The sequence below is a fragment of the Niallia sp. Man26 genome, from assembly GCF_022049065.2.
Taxonomy (GTDB): domain Bacteria; phylum Bacillota; class Bacilli; order Bacillales; family Cytobacillaceae; genus Niallia.
The window spans coordinates 860,483-880,443 of record NZ_CP095743.1 but is presented as its reverse complement, the minus strand read 5'-3'; the positions used below and the strand labels follow the sequence as shown (position 1 = coordinate 880,443).

At 39.2% G+C, this 19,961-nt stretch carries 17 protein-coding genes; 2 read left to right on the top strand and 15 right to left on the bottom strand.

Going from position 1 to position 19,961, the window contains the following annotated elements:
- Positions 1 to 28 precede the first annotated feature (28 nt).
- The 7 genes from opp4A to L8T27_RS04530 form a co-directional block, all read right to left on the bottom strand.
- The gene (gene opp4A / locus L8T27_RS04560) at positions 29 to 1,726 is read right to left on the bottom strand and encodes an oligopeptide ABC transporter substrate-binding protein (RefSeq protein ID WP_233316713.1); all 1,698 of its coding nucleotides are present in this window, start codon (positions 1,724 to 1,726) and stop codon (positions 29 to 31) included.
- Between the two features lie 25 nt (positions 1,727 to 1,751).
- A complete protein-coding gene (locus tag L8T27_RS04555) occupies positions 1,752 to 2,741 on the bottom strand; it encodes an ABC transporter ATP-binding protein (RefSeq protein WP_233316712.1) in 990 nt (329 codons plus the stop codon).
- Positions 2,741 to 3,766 carry an ABC transporter ATP-binding protein gene (locus L8T27_RS04550; RefSeq protein WP_233316711.1) on the bottom strand — a complete coding sequence of 342 codons (1,026 nt, stop codon included), beginning with the start codon at positions 3,764 to 3,766 and terminating at the stop codon, positions 2,741 to 2,743. Before L8T27_RS04550 ends, L8T27_RS04555 begins: the two co-directional genes overlap by 1 nt.
- Before the next feature lie 171 nt (positions 3,767 to 3,937).
- Positions 3,938 to 4,687 carry a DUF2268 domain-containing putative Zn-dependent protease gene (locus L8T27_RS04545; RefSeq protein ID WP_237940943.1) on the bottom strand — a complete coding sequence of 250 codons (750 nt, stop codon included), beginning with the start codon at positions 4,685 to 4,687 and terminating at the stop codon, positions 3,938 to 3,940.
- Between the two features lie 261 nt (positions 4,688 to 4,948).
- On the bottom strand, positions 4,949 to 5,371 hold the full coding sequence (locus L8T27_RS04540) for a Fur family transcriptional regulator (protein WP_233316709.1): 423 nt from the start codon (positions 5,369 to 5,371) through the stop codon (positions 4,949 to 4,951).
- A gap of 258 nt (positions 5,372 to 5,629) precedes the next feature.
- Positions 5,630 to 6,868, bottom strand: a complete 1,239-nt coding sequence (gene fabF / locus L8T27_RS04535; protein ID WP_233316708.1) for a beta-ketoacyl-ACP synthase II — start codon at positions 6,866 to 6,868, stop codon at positions 5,630 to 5,632.
- A 53-nt stretch (positions 6,869 to 6,921) separates the two neighbouring features.
- A complete protein-coding gene (locus tag L8T27_RS04530) occupies positions 6,922 to 7,860 on the bottom strand; it encodes a beta-ketoacyl-ACP synthase III (RefSeq protein WP_233316707.1) in 939 nt (312 codons plus the stop codon).
- Positions 7,861 to 8,114: 254 nt separating this feature from the next.
- On the opposite strand from L8T27_RS04530, the gene L8T27_RS04525 reads away from it, so the two are divergent.
- On the top strand, positions 8,115 to 8,480 hold the full coding sequence (locus L8T27_RS04525) for a hypothetical protein (RefSeq protein WP_233316706.1): 366 nt from the start codon (positions 8,115 to 8,117) through the stop codon (positions 8,478 to 8,480).
- A 75-nt stretch (positions 8,481 to 8,555) separates the two neighbouring features.
- On the opposite strand, the gene L8T27_RS04520 is transcribed toward L8T27_RS04525, so the two are convergent.
- The 3 genes from L8T27_RS04520 to L8T27_RS04510 form a co-directional block, all read right to left on the bottom strand.
- Entirely contained in the window at positions 8,556 to 9,521 is a 966-nt protein-coding gene (locus tag L8T27_RS04520) for a BMP family ABC transporter substrate-binding protein (protein ID WP_237940941.1), read from the bottom strand.
- Positions 9,522 to 9,565: 44 nt separating this feature from the next.
- Positions 9,566 to 10,336, bottom strand: a complete 771-nt coding sequence (locus tag L8T27_RS04515) for a hypothetical protein (RefSeq protein WP_237940939.1) — start codon at positions 10,334 to 10,336, stop codon at positions 9,566 to 9,568.
- Between the two features lie 143 nt (positions 10,337 to 10,479).
- A complete protein-coding gene (locus L8T27_RS04510; protein ID WP_233316703.1) occupies positions 10,480 to 11,220 on the bottom strand; it encodes a lipase family protein in 741 nt (246 codons plus the stop codon).
- Positions 11,221 to 11,440: 220 nt separating this feature from the next.
- On the opposite strand from L8T27_RS04510, the gene L8T27_RS04505 reads away from it, so the two are divergent.
- Positions 11,441 to 11,635 carry a YjzD family protein gene (locus L8T27_RS04505; protein WP_233316702.1) on the top strand — a complete coding sequence of 65 codons (195 nt, stop codon included), beginning with the start codon at positions 11,441 to 11,443 and terminating at the stop codon, positions 11,633 to 11,635.
- 50 nt (positions 11,636 to 11,685) lie between these two features.
- Here the strand turns inward: L8T27_RS04505 and clpB are convergent, their stop codons facing one another.
- From clpB to L8T27_RS04480, 5 genes are all read right to left on the bottom strand, one after another.
- Positions 11,686 to 14,283, bottom strand: a complete 2,598-nt coding sequence (gene clpB / locus L8T27_RS04500; protein ID WP_237940937.1) for an ATP-dependent chaperone ClpB — start codon at positions 14,281 to 14,283, stop codon at positions 11,686 to 11,688.
- Positions 14,284 to 14,401: 118 nt separating this feature from the next.
- Complete coding sequence (locus L8T27_RS04495) at positions 14,402 to 14,581, bottom strand: YjzC family protein (RefSeq protein ID WP_127735956.1); 180 nt, start codon at positions 14,579 to 14,581, stop codon at positions 14,402 to 14,404.
- A gap of 177 nt (positions 14,582 to 14,758) precedes the next feature.
- On the bottom strand, positions 14,759 to 15,706 hold the full coding sequence (gene argF, locus L8T27_RS04490) for an ornithine carbamoyltransferase (RefSeq protein WP_237940935.1): 948 nt from the start codon (positions 15,704 to 15,706) through the stop codon (positions 14,759 to 14,761).
- Complete coding sequence (locus L8T27_RS04485) at positions 15,703 to 18,813, bottom strand: carbamoyl-phosphate synthase (glutamine-hydrolyzing) large subunit (protein WP_237940933.1); 3,111 nt, start codon at positions 18,811 to 18,813, stop codon at positions 15,703 to 15,705. The genes argF and L8T27_RS04485 overlap by 4 nt, the downstream gene beginning before the upstream one ends.
- Complete coding sequence (locus L8T27_RS04480; protein ID WP_233316698.1) at positions 18,806 to 19,885, bottom strand: carbamoyl phosphate synthase small subunit; 1,080 nt, start codon at positions 19,883 to 19,885, stop codon at positions 18,806 to 18,808. Before L8T27_RS04480 ends, L8T27_RS04485 begins: the two co-directional genes overlap by 8 nt.
- Between the last annotated feature and the right edge of the window lie 76 nt (positions 19,886 to 19,961).

Here is a 19,961-nt window from a genome sequence, read left to right as displayed (position 1 = left end):
CTCCTTATGTTAAAATCTATTATTCTAGTTATTGCTGAATCCACCATTCGTTCGGTCTGTTCATGCCAGAAACATCAAATGTTACACCTTGAACACGCTTATTAAGCGCCATTATTTCATCTAGCTCTGCAACTGGAAGTGCCGGTAATTCTTCCATAAATTGCTTCTGCCATTCCACATAAAGCTCTTTACGCTTCTCTTGGTCAGTACCGACAATGCTAACGTCTAAAGCGTCATCCAATAATTTATCGCTCTTTTCACTTACCCATCTTGAGTAATTCCATAGAGCATCTGATCTCCACAATCCTGATGGATCAGGGTCTGTTCCAGTAGACCAGCCGCCAAAGAATACTTCAATGGACTTATCAGCTTTTTCAATTTGATCATAGTATAGGTTAACATCTGTCATACTAAGTTCTGTTTTTAAACCAACCTCTTCCCAATACTGAACAATTGCTTGCGCACGAGTTTCAAATGTTGGGTTATTTGTTGCGTAATGAGAAAACTTAACTGTGAAAGGCTCTCCATTTGGATCTTCTCTGAAACCATCGCCATCTACATCTTTATATCCAGCTTCATCAAGCAAGGACTTTGCTTTTTCCGGATCATATTTATATTGCTCCAATTCACTGTTGTCTGCTGAAATCCAGTGATTTGATGGAACTGGTGTATTAACGGTCTTTCCTACGCCATAGAAGAATGCTTCATTCCATTCATCTCTATTCATCGCATAATACATTGCTTGACGAAGTTTTAAATCTTGATATTTAGGATCATTCATCACGTTTTTGCTGCCATCCCAAGTTCCTAATCTAAAGCCAATATAGTAGTAAGACAACCCTGGATATTGTTCAATATTCACATTATCCAATGCCTCGATATCCGCCTTAATGCTCGGATGGAATGCTGTCATATCTAAAGTATTATTTTGCAATTCACCAATTGTTAAAGAAGGATCGATTACTTTCAGGACAATACCATCCAAGTGAGGCTTGCCATTGAAATAGTCATCAAATCTTTCAAATTCAACTGATTCGCCTGGAACAATATTTTTCACTTTAAACGGTCCTAACCCAACAGGTTTTGTTCTTACTTGCTCTGAACTTGCCATGTCTTTAACAGCAATTCCTTCAAACTCCTTCGCTGGCATTGCATATGTCCACACGTTTTCTAAGTTGTTTACTCTTGCTTTATCAAACGTAATCTCGATGTTGTAATCATCAATTACTTTGATTCCTGAAATGCTGTCCGCAGAGCCGTCATGATAGGCAGGAGCTCCCTCAATTGTTTGAACACTTGTATATCGTGGTCCATCATAATCTTTATTTGCAATTGTTTCTAAAGCAAAAACCCAATCATTAACAGTAAGCTCTTCGCCATTATGCCATTTAACTCCCTCTTTAAAGGTAAATGTATAAACTTTGTTATCCTCTGTTTTCCAAGAAGCAATATTTGGTTGCGGTTTAAGGTTCTCATCATAGCTGATTAAGCTTTCATCAAAGAAATCAAGAACTTCCGCATCTGTTGCATTACCGTAAAACGACCAGTTAAACAAACCCTCTGGAGCGGAATCTAGTGAATAAACCAGCGTTCCTCCATCCTGTGGTTCTCCTGTTGAACTTGAGCCATCGCTCGTTGATGTTTTCTCTCCATTACCACTGCAAGCAGCCAAAAAGGCAGATAGAATTAACATTAAAGCAGTTAGTGTCAGCCATTTCTTTTTCATTGTGTTTCTCCCCCTTAAAGCTTTTTTAATATAGATGGCAAGCTACTTTATGTAATGGTTTCACCTCCTTTAATACAGGCTTTACTTTGCTGCATTCTGACATTGCTGCAGGACATCTCGGATGAAACGGGCAGCCTGTCGGCGGATTTATAGGACTAGGAACATCTCCATCTAATATAATTCTTTTCTTTTTCTTTCTAGGGTCAGGTTCCGGTATAGCTGAGATTAAGGCTTTCGTGTAGGGATGTAATGGCTCTTCGTACATGCCTTCTTTATTGGCAACCTCCACTAAATTCCCTAAATACATGACTCCAATTTGATCGCTCATATGTTTTACTACACTTAAATCATGAGCGATAAATAAAAAAGTTAAATCAAATTCTTTTTGTAATTGCTTTAGCAGATTAAGAACCTGGGACTGTACGGACACGTCCAATGCAGAAACCGGCTCATCTGCGATAATTAATTTAGGCTTCAGGGCCAGTGCTCTGGCGATGCCTATTCTTTGTCTTTGTCCTCCAGAAAACTCATGTGCATATTTGTAATAAGCATCCGTTGGCAAGCCGACTTTATTCAATAAATCCATTACTTCTGCTTGTGTTTCTTCCTTCGGTTTATTTCTAAAGTAATTATTTATAGGTTCTGCAATGATATCCCCAACCATTTGCATAGGGTTTAGCGAGGCATAAGGATCTTGGAACACCATTTGCAAATCTTTCCTAATATCACGAAGCTGTTTTCCTCTTAATTTTGTAATATCTTTATCTCCAAAGAATATATCTCCTGCATAGGGACTTAAAAATCGAAGTATTGTTCTTCCTGTTGTAGATTTTCCACAGCCTGATTCTCCTACGAGTCCAAACGTTTCTCCCTGTTTTATATCAAAGGTAATTCCATCTACTGCTTTTACATGGTCTACTGTTTTGCCAAAAAAACCGGATTTTATTGGAAAATAAGTTTTAAGATTTTTAACTTCCAATAAAATATCTTTATCCTTAATAGTTTCTGCTGTCATTATGCGTTCACTCCTTCCTTCGGTTTGCTTTGATCATAGAGAAGGCAGGAAACTTCATGTCCATCTTCAGTGCTTGCAAGAATCGGTGTTATGTATTTACATTCGGGCATTGCCATCGGACAGCGATCTGCGAATCGGCAGCCGGCTTCGGGCATATTTTTTAAGGATGGAACTATTCCGCTGATGGAGCTCAACAGCTCGACTTCCTCGTCCATTTTTGGGATAGCCTCCAAAAGCAGTTTTGTGTAGGGGTGTTTCGGTTCGTAGAACAGTGTATCAACGTCTGTCTTCTCGACGATTTTGCCTGCATACATGACGATTACTTCATCACACATTTCCGCAACTACACCTAAATCATGGGTGATTAGAATCACAGACATATCGTTCTCTGCTTGAATTTCTTTCATGAGATCAAGGATTTGAGCTTGAACAGTTACGTCAAGTGCGGTTGTTGGCTCGTCAGCAATCAAAAGCTTCGGCTGGCAGGCGATGGCAATCGCAATCATCACCCTTTGGCGCATCCCGCCTGAAAGCTGATGCGGATATTCATCTACCAGTTTTTCCGGCCTTGATATACCTACGCTTTTCAACAATTCGATACTCTTTTGTCTTGCTTGTTTCTTGGTGATATCGTGGTGATTTAACAATACCTCCATTAATTGAAAGCCTATTGTGAAAACAGGGTTTAATGAGGTCATTGGTTCTTGAAATATCATGGAAATGTCACTGCCTCTAATACTGTTTATCTCTTTATCTCCCATTGTTTCAAGATGGACTCCATCAAAGATAATTTCACCTGAGCGGATAACTCCTGCTCCTTTAGGAAGAAGCTTCATAATAGACAGGCTAAGGACTGATTTCCCACACCCAGATTCTCCAACAATTCCGACAATTTGGCGCGGCTTCACTTGGAAGGATACATTATCGACAGCGTTATACAGCTTTCCGTCGATAGAGAAGGAGGTTTCTAAGTTTTTAACCTCCAGCAAATAACTATCATTTGATGTGGAAGCATTACCGTTCATTTTACACCTCTGACATATTGTGACTTTTATTACATTAAAATCTATTTGTTAAAATACTATTACAGATTTATTTGAATTGCAATATTTTTTTAAATATTAGAATAAGTCTAAATTGTGTAGAAAAAGAGAAACCCTATAGTATAAAGGTTTCTCTCTATTTTTATGCTGTATTTACTTTAAAAATTCTTCGCTTTTCAAAACAAAATATGCTTTTTCAGAAAAACTTTTTTGTTTTTTAAATTTAGTAATCATATAAAATCCGTAGCAGTAGCCCAGCATATCTGGAAAGCTTCCTAGACCAAACAGCAAAGCATCATGCAAATATTCGCTTTTATTAATATCCAAATTCTCTTGCAGATGCTTTTCCCAGAAGCCCTCTAATTCATCCTCTTTATATTTACGGCACCAATCTGCATTATACTTCTCTCCACAGTGGTTTTTAACAGCATGCTCTGCCAGCCCTTCCATAATTATTGAGTCCAGAAGAGTGTATTCATCGACATCCTTTTTTTGATAGTGTATTCGGCAAACATGATGATATTCATGAATTATTAAGGCTTCCAGCTCTTTTTCATCTTCTATATCTCCAATAAAGAGGAATAGCATATCAGGAAATGACAGCCCTGATTTCTTGTCACTTCTTCTGGAAGATTGATTAAAAGGAAAAATATAAATAGGAATATCAGGACCTTTCCATAAGCTTTTGTATTTTAAGTAAATTCGTTCACACTTCGCCCATACATCTTCTTTAACAAGTGAATCATATATTTCTTTTGTTTTTCTTGAAGGCTTATACATCCCAAAATTGGCAAGATGCTGATATACCTGTCTTGACGGCTCTCCTTCGAAGGCGCCTTTAAGCTCACTGCAAATCGCAACTGGTTTATAAAATTTTTCATCGAGCCACTCTCTTGTGTTCACTACCCCAAATCATTTCCCCCTTTCCCTCTACAGACTGAGAATATAACGTTATAGTTTATGTTCTGACAAATCATATGGTGTTCATTCATAAGACCAGTTAATGAAAACAAAAACTCTGCACATCTTTTGTGCAGAGTTTTAATTCAAATGCTTTTTTTTCGTTTATCTACGATCATTTTGAATCCGCAGCCGCAAAGGATGGAATGCTTTAATCTTTGGATTGGCTGTTTACATACAGGACAAACCTGCTGCCCAGATTGTTTATTTCTGTTCACAGCTGCTGCATGTTCCGTAGAACTGGAGGTTATGGGAGCTAATGTTGAATTTCGATATGGATTGGGCAAATACTTCTACCTCCTTTAAAGCTGGGTACCATACATCTACCATTTCTCCACATTTACTGCAGACGATATGATAGTGGTCTTCTTGTTTCCATTCATACTTGCTTAATGATTCTCCAAACTGAATTTCTTTCACTAAACCTATCTCACAAAATAACTTTATATTATTATAAACTGTTGTAATACTTACAGATGGCATGGACTCATTTAACAGCTGATATAACTCCTCTACTGTCCAATGTTTATTTCCTTTGGAAAGAATATTTATTAGTTCATGTCTTTGAGGTGTTAAGCGAATATTTTTCTCCTTTAATGCCTGTATTGCTTTTTCGATACTTAACATATTATCCTCCTTTGCTAAACAAGCGATGTTAAATTGATAATCAGTCTGTCATAATGAGAAAAGAGCTAACTTCTTAAGCAAGCGCTTACTTAGTTCTAGAAATAAAGATTTTCATAATTGTTATTATCCGCAAAAACTTTTTATACTCTATATTTAATTATATACATTTTTTAATTATAGTCAATTTTAATTTATAATAATTATTATTAACATAAATTAAAAACAGGCTAACCTATTAAAGGCTAGCCTGTTTTATTATTATTGATATTTCTTAAAGATAATTGTTGCGTTATGTCCACCAAAGCCTAATGAGTTGCTCATTGCCACGTTAACTTCTTGTTTTCTATGCTTGTTTACTACATAGTCTAAATCACAATCAGCATCTGGTGTTTCATAGTTGATTGTTGGAGGAATTACGCTGTCTTTAATGGAAAGAATGCTGAAGATCGCTTCAACTCCGCCTGCAGCCCCTAACAAGTGTCCTGTCATTGATTTAGTTGAGCTGACTGGCAATTTATAAGCATAGTCTCCGAAGACTTCTTTAATAGCCATTGTCTCAAACTTATCGTTATATGCTGTGCTTGTTCCATGTGCATTCAAGTATGATACTTCTTCTGGCTGTAAGCCTGCATCATTGATTGCCATTTTCATCGCACGTGCACCGCCTTCTCCGCCAGGAGCTGGAGAAGTGATATGATATGCATCACCAGTTGAGCCGTAACCAACGATTTCTGCGTAGATTTTTGCTCCTCTTGCAAGTGCATACTCTAATTCTTCCAGCACTAGAATACCTGCACCCTCACCGATAACAAATCCGTCACGGTTTGCATCAAACGGTCTGCTCGCTGTTTTTGGGTCTGGGTTTGTGGAAAGTGCTGTGTTCGCACAGAAACCTGCAACTGACATTTTTGTAATTGGCGCTTCTGCTCCGCCTGTAATCATTGCATCAGCATCACCGCGCTGAATAACTTTGAAGGCATCGCCGATTGAGTTTGTTCCTGTTGCACAAGCAGTTACTGTACATGAGTTAACCCCTCTTGCACCAAGCGTGATAGAAACCTGTCCTGTTGCCATGTCTGGAATAAGCATTGGCACGAAGAACGGACTAACACGTTTATAGCCTCTCTTTTGGAAAATTTCGTATTGATTTTCGAATGTTTCCATACCGCCGATTCCTGAACCGATCCAAACACCAATGCGTGCTGAGTTTTCTTCGGTAATTTGCAAGTCTGCATCCTTCACAGCCATTAAAGAAGCAGCAAGAGCATATTGAGTAAAGCGATCCATCTTTCTTGCATCCTTCTTATCCATGAAATCTTCTGCGTTAAAGTCATTGATTTGTGCTGCTACTTTTGCAGGATATTCATCTGCATTTATTCTCGTAAGCGGCCCAATGCCAGAAACTCCATTCACGATATTTTCCCATGTTTTTTCAGCATCATTACCAACCGGCGTTACTGCACCAATACCTGTAACGACTACTCTTCTATTACTCATGATTGTAATCTCCTTTGATTTATTCATACACTCTAAGTGTTAAAATTTTTTAATTATCTGCCCCAGCGCAGAGCGATTGCGCCCCATGTCAAGCCGCCGCCGAAGCCTACCATAACGATGACGTCATCGTCCTTAAGCTTGCCTGCCTCATACTCTTCCACAAGTGAGATTGGAATCGAAGCTGCACTTGTATTTCCATACTTATGAACTGTTTTTGACATCTTCTCTTCAGGAAGATTCAAACGCTGTCTGGATGCTTCCATAATGCGAATATTCGCTTGATGCGGAATCAGCAAGTCAACATCCTCTTTAGAAAGGCCTGCTTTTACCAATACATTTTCACTGCTTTCACCCATTTGACGAACAGCAAATTTAAATACTTCTCTGCCGTTCATTTGGATAAAGTCTTCTTCATCTTGGAAAAGATGCTTACCGCCAGAGCCGTCTGCACCTAGCTCAAAGGAAAGAATTCCTCGTCCTTCTGAAACCTCTCCCAATACGACAGCTCCGCCGCCATCGCCAAAGAGCACAGCTGTATTGCGGTCATCCCAATTCGTGATTTTCGACAGCTTTTCCACACCAACAACAAGAACGTATTTATAAGCTCCATTATCGATGAACTGTTTAGCTGTAACCATTCCATACATAAAACCTGCGCATGCTGCACTTAAATCCATTGCTGCAGCTTTAATACAGCCAAGGCGTTCTTGAAGCATGCAGGCAACTGTCGGAAACGGCTGATCTGGTGTGACTGTTGCCACAAGAATCATGTCTATATCCTCTGGGCTGATGTTAGCATTCTCAATTGCCTTTTTTGCAGCTTCATATGCTATGTCAGATGTATTTGTATTATCATCTGCAATTCTTCTCTCCTCAATGCCTGTACGTGTACGAATCCATTCATCATTCGTGTCCACCATTTTTTCCAAATCAAAATTTGTCAAGATTCTTTCAGGCAATGCACGGCCAAGGCCAATAATTCCTGTACTCAAAGCTGTCAGCTCCTTTAATATGTCCGATTATACTTTATTTGCTTGTAAATTGAAAAATGAAAGGCATTTTTCGACGCAATCGTATTCTATATATTATTATCAATTATTATGACTTGGTACTAATTTTATCAAATTTCTCATATAGTATGCAACTTTTTTTCACTTTATAAGCGCCTGTCTAAACAACTTCTTAAATTTATTCATAAGATAAACATAAAGAACTAATATTGCCTGGAATAAAGGGGGGAACTGCGTTGGATGAGGATATTCAAAATGCCGTCGATGAACAGGATGACAGCGTGAAAGCAGAGGAAGATTACTATTATGACTTCATGCTTGGCAGAAAGGTTTATCGTAAAAAACAGCATGATGATGCTTTATATGAAAGAAGGGAAAGAAGGGAAAGAACGAAAGGAGATTCCTGGATTTTAGGTCAGCATGGCAGACAGCGCGAGGAGGATTCGCAGCAACCAGAAGATAATAACAAAGTGATGAACTTTTTGGACGAAATAGATATGAACTTAGTTTTTAGTAATATTGAGCTATTTATGAGTTCTGCTAATGAGCTAAAGCCGCTGATTAACAAAGTTAAGCCAATGTTAAAAAAATGGATGGACTAACCTTTAGTGCAGCTCCTGCTGGAGAGAAAAAGCTTGCATCTCCTCCTCCACAAAGAGCAAAATGCAAGCTTTTTATCATTGGTTATTAGGAAATTTGCCTGTCTCTTTATATTGCTTCATTTCCTTATTGATTTTTTGGATAAATGCCGCATCAATATTAGGGCTGAACTTTCCTAATGTGATGACATTTTCCTTCATTCCGTAAGATATATCGCCTGATACGAGCTTGCCTTCGTTAAATTTGCCAGCAAGTATATCAAACATTTTTGATACATTTTGCACGGTGCTTGTTAAAACAGTCATTCTGCCAAGATCAGATTGTTCAGAAACATAACCAATTGCATAAAGGCCCTTCGCCTTTACTTGTTCGATGATATCGATATTAAATCCGTCACCTGCAGGATAAATAATATCAGCATCTTTGGCAATCGCCGAATCGAGCAGCTTCAGTGCCTGTTCACGATTATCCCACCCCTGTACAAAATCAGTCAGAACCTCCACATTTTTATTCTCATACTTAGCTCCGTCTATAAATCCTTGTATCTCAGGCTGCCAGTCAAAGGCTCCAATAACAGAGATTGTATTGGTCTTTGTCATATGGCCTGCGACCATTCCTCCGAAAAAGCCCATCGCATAGCCTTCAAACGAGGCGCTAGTTGTATTATCATTTTTAGCGCTGCCATTAAAGCTGATAAAATGGATGTCAGGATATTTTTCAGACAAAATATTAAAATAATCCGCAAATTCACTGCCATGCCCAAAGATGAGATTTACCCCTTTTTGATCGAATTCCTCGATCGCTCTTTCTGCAAGGGCAAGGGAATCAATATACTCCTTATAATAAACATCCACATTATAATGTGATTGTATATTTAACAGCCCCTTATATCCTTTCGTGCCCCAGACTTGGTCTGTAACCGTTCCAGTCACGAGCAATCCTACACTTTTCAATTGCCCCTTTTTTTCGGCTTGTCCGCAGGAGGCAAGAAAAAAGGTGCTCAGCAGGATGAAAAGGGACAGCATTAGCTTCATTTTTTTCATTTGAACGCCTTTCTTTCACGCAATTTTTCATATAAACTACTACACTACCACTTATACATCTTAATATGTCTTCTTTGCATTTCCAAGTTATCTGCAATATTGTTTTTATTATCAACTGTATACGACTGTAAGCAGGAAGGAATCTGATAGCGCGGAATTTTTACCGGAAACTCTTTTATTGCTTTTTTACCGTGCATCCAATGATTTTTGATGCCGCTCGTCAAGAAAAGACAGGCTGTGCTTGTTTCCATCATCAGCTTTTTCGTTGCAGCTGCTGCATCATCTATAAAAATAGCATCTTCCTTATACTCCAGCTCGCTTAATTCTATATCATTACAGTCTTCTAATAATTGAACAAATAAAAACTCCTTTGGCTGCCATGGTCCATACACGGTCGGATAATAGATAAACCTGAAAGGAATACCAATACTTTTCAGCATTGGAAAGAGTTCTTCTTCATGCCGGGTGAAATCCAGCACATTACCTAGAAAGATTAATTCATGCTTTCTATCTGTCAAATCCTGAATATTGCTTTCTATATGCAAATCATTTTTTATTTGGCTGATTATTTTATCGCTGTTTAGTATGTCATAACAATCATAAATAATCTTGCCGCTGTTTCCCTTAAATTTCTCTTCCCAGCCTATTTCTTCGTAATTGGCATTCCTTCCTATTTCTAGCTGCTTATCTTCGGAATCTTCCAGTTGCAGATTTGGATAAGATACTCCATAAACAGTTTCTCCATCTTCCAATAAAGAGCGGCAAAGGTGAAAGCCGATAAATTGGTATGTACCGACAATTACTGCATTCTCCATCTAAAGAAGCCTCCTTGAAGTCAGGTTAGTGTATCTTATGCAGAGATAAGAGCAATCATGATTATCATCAAAGAGCTGCTATCTTAGAATAAAAGAAGCTGAAACTAATCGCTTCAGCCTCTCTAACGTAAAAAAAGGGACAGCTAAAGGGTTTTTTCATACTGTCCAAAAAAGCGGATAATTTGCCCGGGGATTGCACTCCTTTTTTCTGGCAAAACATAAGATACGAAGATGGGCAGCTCTTCTTGATCCCATTTTCTAATTCTTTCCTTCAGCAGCTGGGATTGGTAATAGGATTTGCCGTTATGAAGTATATGGATGATTTTCGCAGGGGTATCTGTCTCTTCTAGATGATTTTCTTTTATTTCTTTTATAAAGTCAGGGATAACTTTAGCATTTTTATCATAGGCAGCTGCTATTTCATTACAAAGCTTTTTAAAGAAAAATTTATGCTCCTTTTCTTTCTCAAGATGTTCACTTAAAGACAGAATAGGGTTGAACAAGACGACTGAACGGATATTTTCCTTCATTTCCATCATCAGCTTTATCGCAACCAATGCTCCCATTCCTTCTGCAATTAAATGTATTTTCGGGTTGAGGATTTCTGAGCGAATCATATGCTCATACAGTCTTTTAGCAAGCATTAAAGATCTTTCGCTTCCCCAGTTCTTTCCATAGAGATTAGAATAAAAAATGGTGTATCCTTTATTTCGCAATGAATCAATAATTGATTTCTTCCCTTCATTCTGTACCCAAAAGCTATTCTTTGCATCTACAAAATGTCTGTCGTCACCAATAATTAAGATACCGAAACCGTTAGGCTGCTGTGTTGGATAATGTATCATATTCCATTCGGTATCCAGTTGGAAGTTCCGGTTCTCCATCTCTCAAAACTCCTTTTTAGGTTTTCCTTTTACTAATGTATGACCATTTCAGCAAAATGTAAGGGAGTTTGCCCAAGTATTTCATGTTTTAAGTATGACAGAAGCGATAAATGATTTTTTTATGTTATTTAAGAAAAAAAGGAGATTATATATGATTTATTATTTTGGCCCTGTATGATACTATTAGAACAGACCTTAAAAATAAGTGTGAGGTGATTGTATGCGGTATATCGTAACGATTTTTTGGACATTCCTATTAGCGCAAATGCTTACATATGTTATTAGTTCTATGAACGGAATAACTTACAGCTTCTCTATGGGAGTAGTGTTAACAGTTGTCTTTTCTGTTGTCATTTTCCTTTTGGCTGCTGTATTGCCAAATGATGAACCGAGTCATGAGGAAGGTTCGCATTAATCTCTAGCTTAATTATCGGGTGAAAGCAGCTGCTTTCACCCTTTTTTATTTTATTTTCTTGTAAGGAAGATGCCATCCTCTGCAGCGTCAATTTCAACGTGATCGTTTTCCTTGACCTTCTCTGCGATTATTTCTCTTGCCAATGCTGTTTCAACCGTTCTTTGCAGGAAACGTCTGAGCGGCCTTGCTCCAAATACAGGGTCGAAGCCATTTACTGCAATATATTCACCGGCACGGTCTGTCATGCTTATGCTGATATGCTGGTCAGAAAGTCTGCTTTGCAATTGACTGATAAGCTTTAAGACAATTTCTTTTATTTCCTTTAATGCCAATGGCTTAAATAAAATAATTTCATCAATCCGATTCAAGAATTCAGGGCGAAAATGTCCTTTTAATTGATTCATGACACCATCTCTGATGTGCTCAGGAATGGAATCGGAATCTTTGCCCTCGAGCAGAAGATGGGAGCCAATATTAGAGGTCATGATAATGACCGTATTCTTAAAATCAACTACCCTTCCTTGTGAATCGGTGATTCTTCCATCATCAAGCACTTGGAGCAGGATGTTGAAAACCTCTGGGTGGGCTTTTTCCACTTCATCCAGCAATACGACACTATAAGGCTTTCTTCTGATTGCCTCGGTTAGCTGTCCGCCTTCTTCGTATCCAACGTACCCTGGAGGTGCTCCAATTAAACGGGAAACAGCATGTTTTTCCATATATTCCGACATATCAATCCGAATGATTTGTTCTTCACTGTCAAACAAACTGGAGGCCAACGTTTTCGCTAGCTCGGTTTTGCCGACACCTGTCGGTCCTAGGAACAAAAACGAACCAATCGGCCTATTTGGATCTTTGATGCCTGCTCGTGCTCTTAATACAGCATCACTGACAAGCTTAACAGCCTCGGCTTGCCCTACCACTCTTTCATGCAGGATGCTTTCAAGACGAAGAAGCTTCTCTCTCTCCTTCTCCATAAGCTTAGTAACAGGAATTCCTGTCCATCTCGCTACAATTGCAGATATCTCCTGCTCTGTTACTTCTTCCCTAAGCAGCCTTTCTCCTTTTTTTGTGCTGGTCTTATTTTCAAGCTGCTCTAATTCTTTCTCTAATGCAGGGATGCTGCCGTGTCTGAGTTCGGCTGCTTTATTTAAGTCATAATTATTTTCTGCTTCTTCCAATTCTCTGCGTTTTCTTTCTAATTCTTCTTTTTTCGCCTGAACATTTAACAGACCTTCTTTTTCAAGCTGCCATTTAGCCTGAAGTGCATTTGCCTTTTCACGCAAATTGGAGACTTCCTTGTTTATCACAAGCAGCCTTTCCTTACTTAGCGGGTCTTCTTCCCCTTTTAAGGCAGCTTCTTCAATCTCTAGCTGCATGATTTTTCTTGTCAGCTCATCGATTTCAATTGGCATAGAATCTATCTCTGTCCTAATCATCGCACAAGCTTCATCTATTAAATCAATTGCTTTATCCGGAAGGAATCTGTCTGTTATATAGCGGTCTGATAAGGTTGCTGCAGCGATAATTGCTCTATCTTGAATAGAAACACCATGGTGTATTTCAAATCTTTCCTTCAGACCTCTAATAATAGATACTGTATCCTCTACCGTCGGCTCAGCAACTAAAACCTGCTGAAATCTTCGCTCTAATGCTGGATCTTTTTCGATATATTGTCGATGTTCATCTAAGGTTGTCGCCCCGATGCAATGAAGCTCACCTCTTGCAAGCATCGGCTTAAGCATGTTTCCCGCATCCATTGCTCCATCTGTTTTTCCTGCGCCGACAATGGTATGAAGCTCATCAATAAACAGGATGATTCTGCCTTCACTATTTTTCACTTCTTGCAGGACCGCTTTAAGCCGCTCCTCGAACTCTCCCCTGAATTTTGCTCCAGCGATAAGGGCACCCATATCTAACGAGAAAATAGTCTTATCTTTCAGTCCTTCAGGTACGTCCTTTCTTACAATTCGCTGAGCAAGACCCTCGACAATCGCCGTTTTGCCGACGCCAGGCTCTCCGATTAATACTGGATTATTCTTTGTTTTTCTCGATAAAATTCTAATAACATGCCTAATTTCATTATCTCTGCCAATGACAGGGTCCACTTTTCCTTCTTTCACATCTGCTACAAGATCCCTGCCGTATTTGGAAAGGGCCTCATAAGATGCTTCTGGGTTTTTACTAGTCACTCTTTGGCTCCCCCTTATATCTTTAATTTTTATTCTGACCTGTTGGCTGTTTATGCCGATTTTATCAAATAGACTGCGCACTGCCGAGTTTCCGACAGCAAAGACAGCGAGCAGTATATGCTCGACTGAAAGATAATCATCACTCCATTTTTCCTGCTCTTTTTCTGCTTCATGCAGGACTTGCTGTAGTGTATTGGTTATATAAATGGAACTAGACTGATTACCGCTAAGTGTAACCTTAGGCTTCTTATCAATTTCCTTCAAAAGCTCCTGCCGTACCAACTCTGTGTCTTTATCCAGTTTTTGCAATACAGAATCCAGCAAATTATCGGGACGCTCTAAAATTGCCAGAAATAGATGAATATCATCTATTTCTTGATGGTTCTGTTTAAGGGCGAATGCTTGGGCATCACTAAAAGCTTGTTGCACTCTTTCCGTCATCATCTCAGGATTCATAAAAAAGCACCTCTTTTGACCATATTTGACCTTTACTTTTATTATAGTATTTCTTCTCCATATGTAAAGCCATCCGAATGATCGGATGGCCATTTTTTATTCATTAAACCCGGCTTAGTTACGGCCTTCTTTGGTATGACCAAAGGCGGTTATGGTTCGATGTTTCTGGGAAACGATCTCCAGCTTTCAATTTCAGTTTTTGGGGATTATTGACATTACTTCCTGTTTCACCGATTTCTATATATACACCGTTATTCGGGGCTTTCTGCCCTGGTCGAAACTGTCTATTTTGTCCCATATAAACCCTCCTAAGCTTTAAAGATCCACAGTGTCTTTCATGAACTGCATTATTATTATTTCCCGTTTTTCCAAGCTAATAACGGAAATTATTAACTTCATTAACGCTAATTTATTATTAGTTTAATGGAGATAATAAGCATAAAGAAAAAAGCCTATCGAAATAGGCTTTAGAAACTTAACTCAATAATTCAACAAGCAATGCTTTTTGGGCATGCATTCTGTTCCCTGCTTCTTGAAATACGTACGAGTTCGGTCCGTCAATGATTTCAGCTGTTACTTCCTCTTCCCTGTGTGCAGGCAGGCAGTGAAGGAACATGTAATCAGCTTTAGCATGTGCGACGAGCTCTTTATTAACTTGGAAACCTTGGAAATCCTTTAGTCTTTGTTCGTTTTCTTCTTCTTGACCCATGCTGGTCCAAACGTCTGCATAGATAGCATCTGCATCTTTCACTGCTTCCACTGGATCTTGGACAATGGAAACGGCGCTCCCGCTTATCATTGCAAAGCTTTTTGCTAAAGCAACAATTTCCTCGTTCGGCTCATAATTTGCTGGTGTTGCTACAGCGATATCTATTCCAACTTTTGCGCAAGCAATCATGAGCGAATGTGCGACATTATTTCCATCGCCAATATAAGCTAGCTTCAGCCCTTGCAGAGTCCCCTTCACCTCAAGAATAGTCAGCAAATCAGCCAGCGCTTGGCATGGATGATGAAGATCTGTTAATCCATTAATGACAGGGATTGTAGCATGTTCTGCCAATTCTTCGACCGTTTCATGTGCAAATGTTCTAATCATAATCGCATCCACATATTGAGATAAAACCTTTGCCGTATCAGAAATAGGTTCTCCTCTTCCAATTTGCAAGTCGCGGGAGCTTAAGAAAAGGGCCTGCCCCCCGAGCTGAAACATTCCAGTTTCAAAGGAAACTCTTGTTCTTGTTGAGGACTTTTCAAAAATCATTCCAAGCGTTTTTCCTTTTAATGGTGTGATTATTTCTCCATTTAAATGTGCTTCTTTCAATTCCTTCGCTTTATTAACAAGCTCGACAATTGTCTCTGAAGAGTATTCAGCCAATGTGAGTAAGTCTTTGCCCTTCAAGTCTGTTAGTGACGTTAATATCATACGGTGCTCACACCCTTTTTCGATTTATTATGCCATTCATTAATAGATTGGACAGAAATAGAGTCTGCTTTAAAGGACTCAATGAATGCCTCTAAGCTTTCCTGTTGTGTAAATGTAATTAGACGATTTCTTGTTGCTGTTTCACGGAGAAGCTTGTCATCTGCTCCATTTTCTGGGTTATAAAACGCGACTGTTTGGTCTTCAGCCAACAGCGGTCCAGCTTCCTCTGCTGTTTTTACTGTTAATCCAACTGCCTCTGCCTTTTGCTTTATAGCAATGTCGAAGTTGTCAGATTTTATGATAATTTGTTTATTCTCGACTTTTTTCAATGTCGGATGGAATACCTTTTTCAAGCCTTCTGCTATTGAATCTGCAAGAGCAATTCCTTCCCCAGTAGATCTCATTTCCGGACCGACTTTGGAATCAAGTCCTTTGAGAGCATAATTTGAATAAACTGGGTATTTAATGCAGACAAAGTCGAGATCATTCTTGAAGGTTTTCTCTTCTTCTGACAAATTATATTTCTCGAGCAATATTTTTGTCGCAATTTGAACTAATGGGACACCTGTCACCTTGCTGACAATTGGAACGGTTCTGCTTGCACGTGGATTTACTTCTAATACATATACCTTCTCGCCATCAATAATATATTGAATGTTCATAAGACCTTTGTATTTTGTATTGCCGACAATCTTTTTCGCATATGTCAGCATTTTGTCTTGTACAGACTCTGTCAGAGTTTGGGCCGGTAGCATCGAAAGACTGTCACCAGAATGGACACCTGTCTTTTCGATATGCTCCATGATTGCTGGAACACATATGTTTTCTCCATCTGCTGCCAAATCCAATTCTGCTTCATACGCCTCTAGGAATTGATCAACAAGGACTGGATAAGGAATGTCTGTTTGCAGATAAGCATTCAAATCATCGTCATTATTGATTCTTTCCATCCCTTTTCCACCGATAACATAGGAAGGTCTAATGAGGACAGGGTAAGTCAATTTATTCACAGCAGTTAGCAAGCCTGCTTCGTCAAAGGCAATATCTCCTTCGATATGAGGAATGCTTTCTTCATCAAGCATTTGATAAAACAGATCTCTGTCTTCTAAAACATCAATTGTTTTGCTGTCTGTGCCGAGAATTTTCACACCGTATTCTTCTAATCCTTTTGCCACATTTATGGCAGTCTGTCCGCCAAGCTGAACGATTGCTTCTTTAATTCCCTCTGAATCTACGACATTCATAATATCTTCGATTGTCAGTGGTTCAAAATACAATCTGTCTGCTGTCGCAAAGTCTGTGCTCACCGTTTCTGGATTATTATTGATGATGATGGTTTCGATATTTTCCTGCTTTAAAGCAAATACACCATGAACAGAGCAGTAATCAAATTCAATCCCTTGACCGATGCGAATCGGACCGCTGCCGATAACAAGCACTTTACGCTTGCTGCTTTCTGTCTGCTCGTTCTCTCCATAATAAGTGGAATAGTAGTAGTTCGTTTTTGCTTCAAATTCTGCTGCACATGTATCAACCATTTTATACACAGGCAATATACCGAGAGCTTTGCGTTTGTTGCGCACATCCTGTTCTGTACACTGCCATGCTGCTGCAAGGAATGCATCGCTGAATCCTTTTTCTTTCCATAACTGCAATGCTTCTTCTCCTGCTTCTTCAAGAGAAGTGGACAGAATAGCCTTCTCCATCTTTACAAGCCCATGGAAAATCTGTAGGAAGAACAAATCGATTTTCGTTAAGTGATGGATTGCTTCCATCGTTTCTCCTCTGCGGAGCAATTCTAACAACACAAAAAATCTTTCATCTGTTTGATCTTTAGCCTTTTCATACAATTCATCTGTACTTGCAGCAGCTATTCCGGGAACAGTCAAATCATTCCCTTTAATTTCCAAAGATCGAATTGCTTTTAACAGCGCTCTTTCAATATTGCGGTCAATTCCCATTACTTCTCCAGTTGCCTTCATCTGTGTTCCCAGCTTTCTAGTAACACTTGGGAACTTATCAAATGGCCATTTTGGAAATTTAACAACTGCATAATCAAGAGCTGGTTCAAAGCTCGCAAACGTATCTCCTGTAACTGGGTTCACGATTTCATTAAGTGTATAACCAACCGCCAATTTCGCTGCCATTCTGGCAATCGGGTACCCTGTCGCCTTTGAAGCAAGTGCTGACGATCTGCTGACCCGTGGATTGACTTCAATCAAATAATATTTCTTGCTGTTCGGATCAAGAGCAAACTGAATATTGCAGCCGCCGATAATTCCTAAGGCAGAAATAATTTTAATAGAAGCAGAGCGAAGCATTTGGTATTCTACATCCGTCAATGTCTGTGAAGGGGCAACAACGATACTGTCACCTGTATGGATACCGACTGGGTCAATATTTTCCATATTACAAATCGTGATACATGTATTCATGCTGTCACGCATTACCTCATATTCGACTTCCTTAAAGCCAGCAATGCTTCTTTCCACTAGACATTGGCCGATGGCACTTTCTTTAAGACCGCCGCTGACAAGTCTTTTAAACTCCTCCATATCGTCAGCAATTCCGCCGCCTGTTCCTCCTAAAGTGTAAGCAGGGCGTACGATAATGGGGAATCCAATTTCTTCCGCAAACTCAATTGCTTCTTCTACTAAATGAACGATTTTGCTTTCTGGAACTGGTTCATTCAATTCATACATGAGCTGGCGGAATGCTTCACGATCCTCTCCCTTTTTAATGGATTCGATCGAGCTTCCTAACAGCTTAACATCGTATTTTTCAAGGATTCCTTGTTCACTTAATTGGAAGGCAAGATTTAAACCTGTTTGCCCGCCTAATGTTGCAAGCAAGCCATCAGGCTGTTCCTTTGCAATAATCATTTCCAATACATCTGGAGTAAGCGGTTCGAAATAAATCGAATCTGCAAAGGTTTGATCTGTCATGATGGTCGCTGGATTATTATTGACAAGGATGACCTGGTAGCCCTCCTCCTTTAATGCCATGCATGCTTGTGTGCCAGCATAATCAAACTCTGCCGCTTGCCCAATAACAATAGGGCCTGAACCAATTACTAATATTTTTTTAATACTGTTGTCTTTAGGCATATGCAAAAACTCTCCCATTGTTTGCTTTAACATTTTCTATAAATTCATCAAATATATAATGGCCCTCTGAAGGTCCAGGATTTGCTTCCGGATGGAACTGCACTGTCTGCAAAGGATACACATTATGTGTCATACCTTCGACAGAATTATCATGCAAGTTAAAGAATCTTGCCTCACAGCCAGTGTTTGCTAGACTGCCTTCTTCCACCACATAGCTGTGGTTTTGTGAGGACATAATCACTTTGTTATTTCGCTTATCATAAACAGGATGATTTGCCCCTCTGTGTCCGAATGACAGCTTTGTTGTGTCACCGCCAAGAGCTAATGCTGCCAGCTGGTGACCAAGGCAAATTCCTAATGTAGGATAAGCTTGAATTAACTGTTTTATAGTCGGCAATACACTCGTTAGCTCTTTGGGATCTCCAGGTCCGTTTGACAACAAAATTCCATCTGGCTGCAGTTTCTTAACTGCTTCAAATGCTGTGTCATAAGGTACGACGGTTACCTTACAGCCTCTCTCCACAAGGGCATCGAGCATGCTTTCCTTTTTGCCGAAATCGACCAGCACGATATGGTAGTCGCCTTCGCTGTATGTTTGCTGTGCCTTTTCTGACACTTTCGGTACCTTCGAATCCTTTATTAATGAGAAGCCTGCTTTATCAACTTCCCCGTTTCCTGAAAGAATGGCAGGCATGGAGCCTTCCGTACGGATGTTCTTCACGATTGATCTTGTATCAACATGGCTCAGCAAAGGAATATCCCATTTTTCCAAATATTCAGCAAGTGAATGTTGTGACTGATAATGATAAGCCTGCTTGTTTGCTTCATAAACGATTACACCTTTAACATGCGGCTTTTTACTCTCAAAATCTTCTTTGTTAATGCCATAGTTTCCTATAAGCGGATACGTAAAGACGATGATTTGATCTTTATAAGAAGGATCTGTTAAAACCTCCTGATATCCTGTCATTCCTGTAAAGAAGACGATTTCTCCACAAATTTCTTCCATTGCGTTTGTAACGAATTTTCCTTTATATTTCGCTCCATTGCTTAAATGCAAGTATCCTTCCATCTTTAGCACACCTCTATAAGTCTTGTATATTTATTTTAAATTTCTTATAATTATACATCACACTGCAAAAAAATAC

Coding starts and splice junctions, on each gene's coding strand:
- opp4A (WP_233316713.1), bottom strand. CDS start 1,726: ATGAAAAAGAAATGGCTGACACTAACTGCTTTAATGTTAATTCTATCT.
- L8T27_RS04555 (WP_233316712.1), bottom strand. CDS start 2,741: ATGACAGCAGAAACTATTAAGGATAAAGATATTTTATTGGAAGTTAAA.
- L8T27_RS04550 (WP_233316711.1), bottom strand. CDS start 3,766: ATGAACGGTAATGCTTCCACATCAAATGATAGTTATTTGCTGGAGGTT.
- L8T27_RS04540 (WP_233316709.1), bottom strand. CDS start 5,371: ATGTTAAGTATCGAAAAAGCAATACAGGCATTAAAGGAGAAAAATATT.
- fabF (WP_233316708.1), bottom strand. CDS start 6,868: ATGAGTAATAGAAGAGTAGTCGTTACAGGTATTGGTGCAGTAACGCCG.
- L8T27_RS04520 (WP_237940941.1), bottom strand. CDS start 9,521: ATGAAAAAAATGAAGCTAATGCTGTCCCTTTTCATCCTGCTGAGCACC.
- L8T27_RS04515 (WP_237940939.1), bottom strand. CDS start 10,336: ATGGAGAATGCAGTAATTGTCGGTACATACCAATTTATCGGCTTTCAC.
- L8T27_RS04510 (WP_233316703.1), bottom strand. CDS start 11,220: ATGGAGAACCGGAACTTCCAACTGGATACCGAATGGAATATGATACAT.
- L8T27_RS04505 (WP_233316702.1), top strand. CDS start 11,441: ATGCGGTATATCGTAACGATTTTTTGGACATTCCTATTAGCGCAAATG.
- clpB (WP_237940937.1), bottom strand. CDS start 14,283: ATGAATCCTGAGATGATGACGGAAAGAGTGCAACAAGCTTTTAGTGAT.
- L8T27_RS04495 (WP_127735956.1), bottom strand. CDS start 14,581: ATGGGACAAAATAGACAGTTTCGACCAGGGCAGAAAGCCCCGAATAAC.
- argF (WP_237940935.1), bottom strand. CDS start 15,706: ATGATATTAACGTCACTAACAGACTTGAAGGGCAAAGACTTACTCACA.
- L8T27_RS04485 (WP_237940933.1), bottom strand. CDS start 18,813: ATGCCTAAAGACAACAGTATTAAAAAAATATTAGTAATTGGTTCAGGC.
- L8T27_RS04480 (WP_233316698.1), bottom strand. CDS start 19,885: ATGGAAGGATACTTGCATTTAAGCAATGGAGCGAAATATAAAGGAAAA.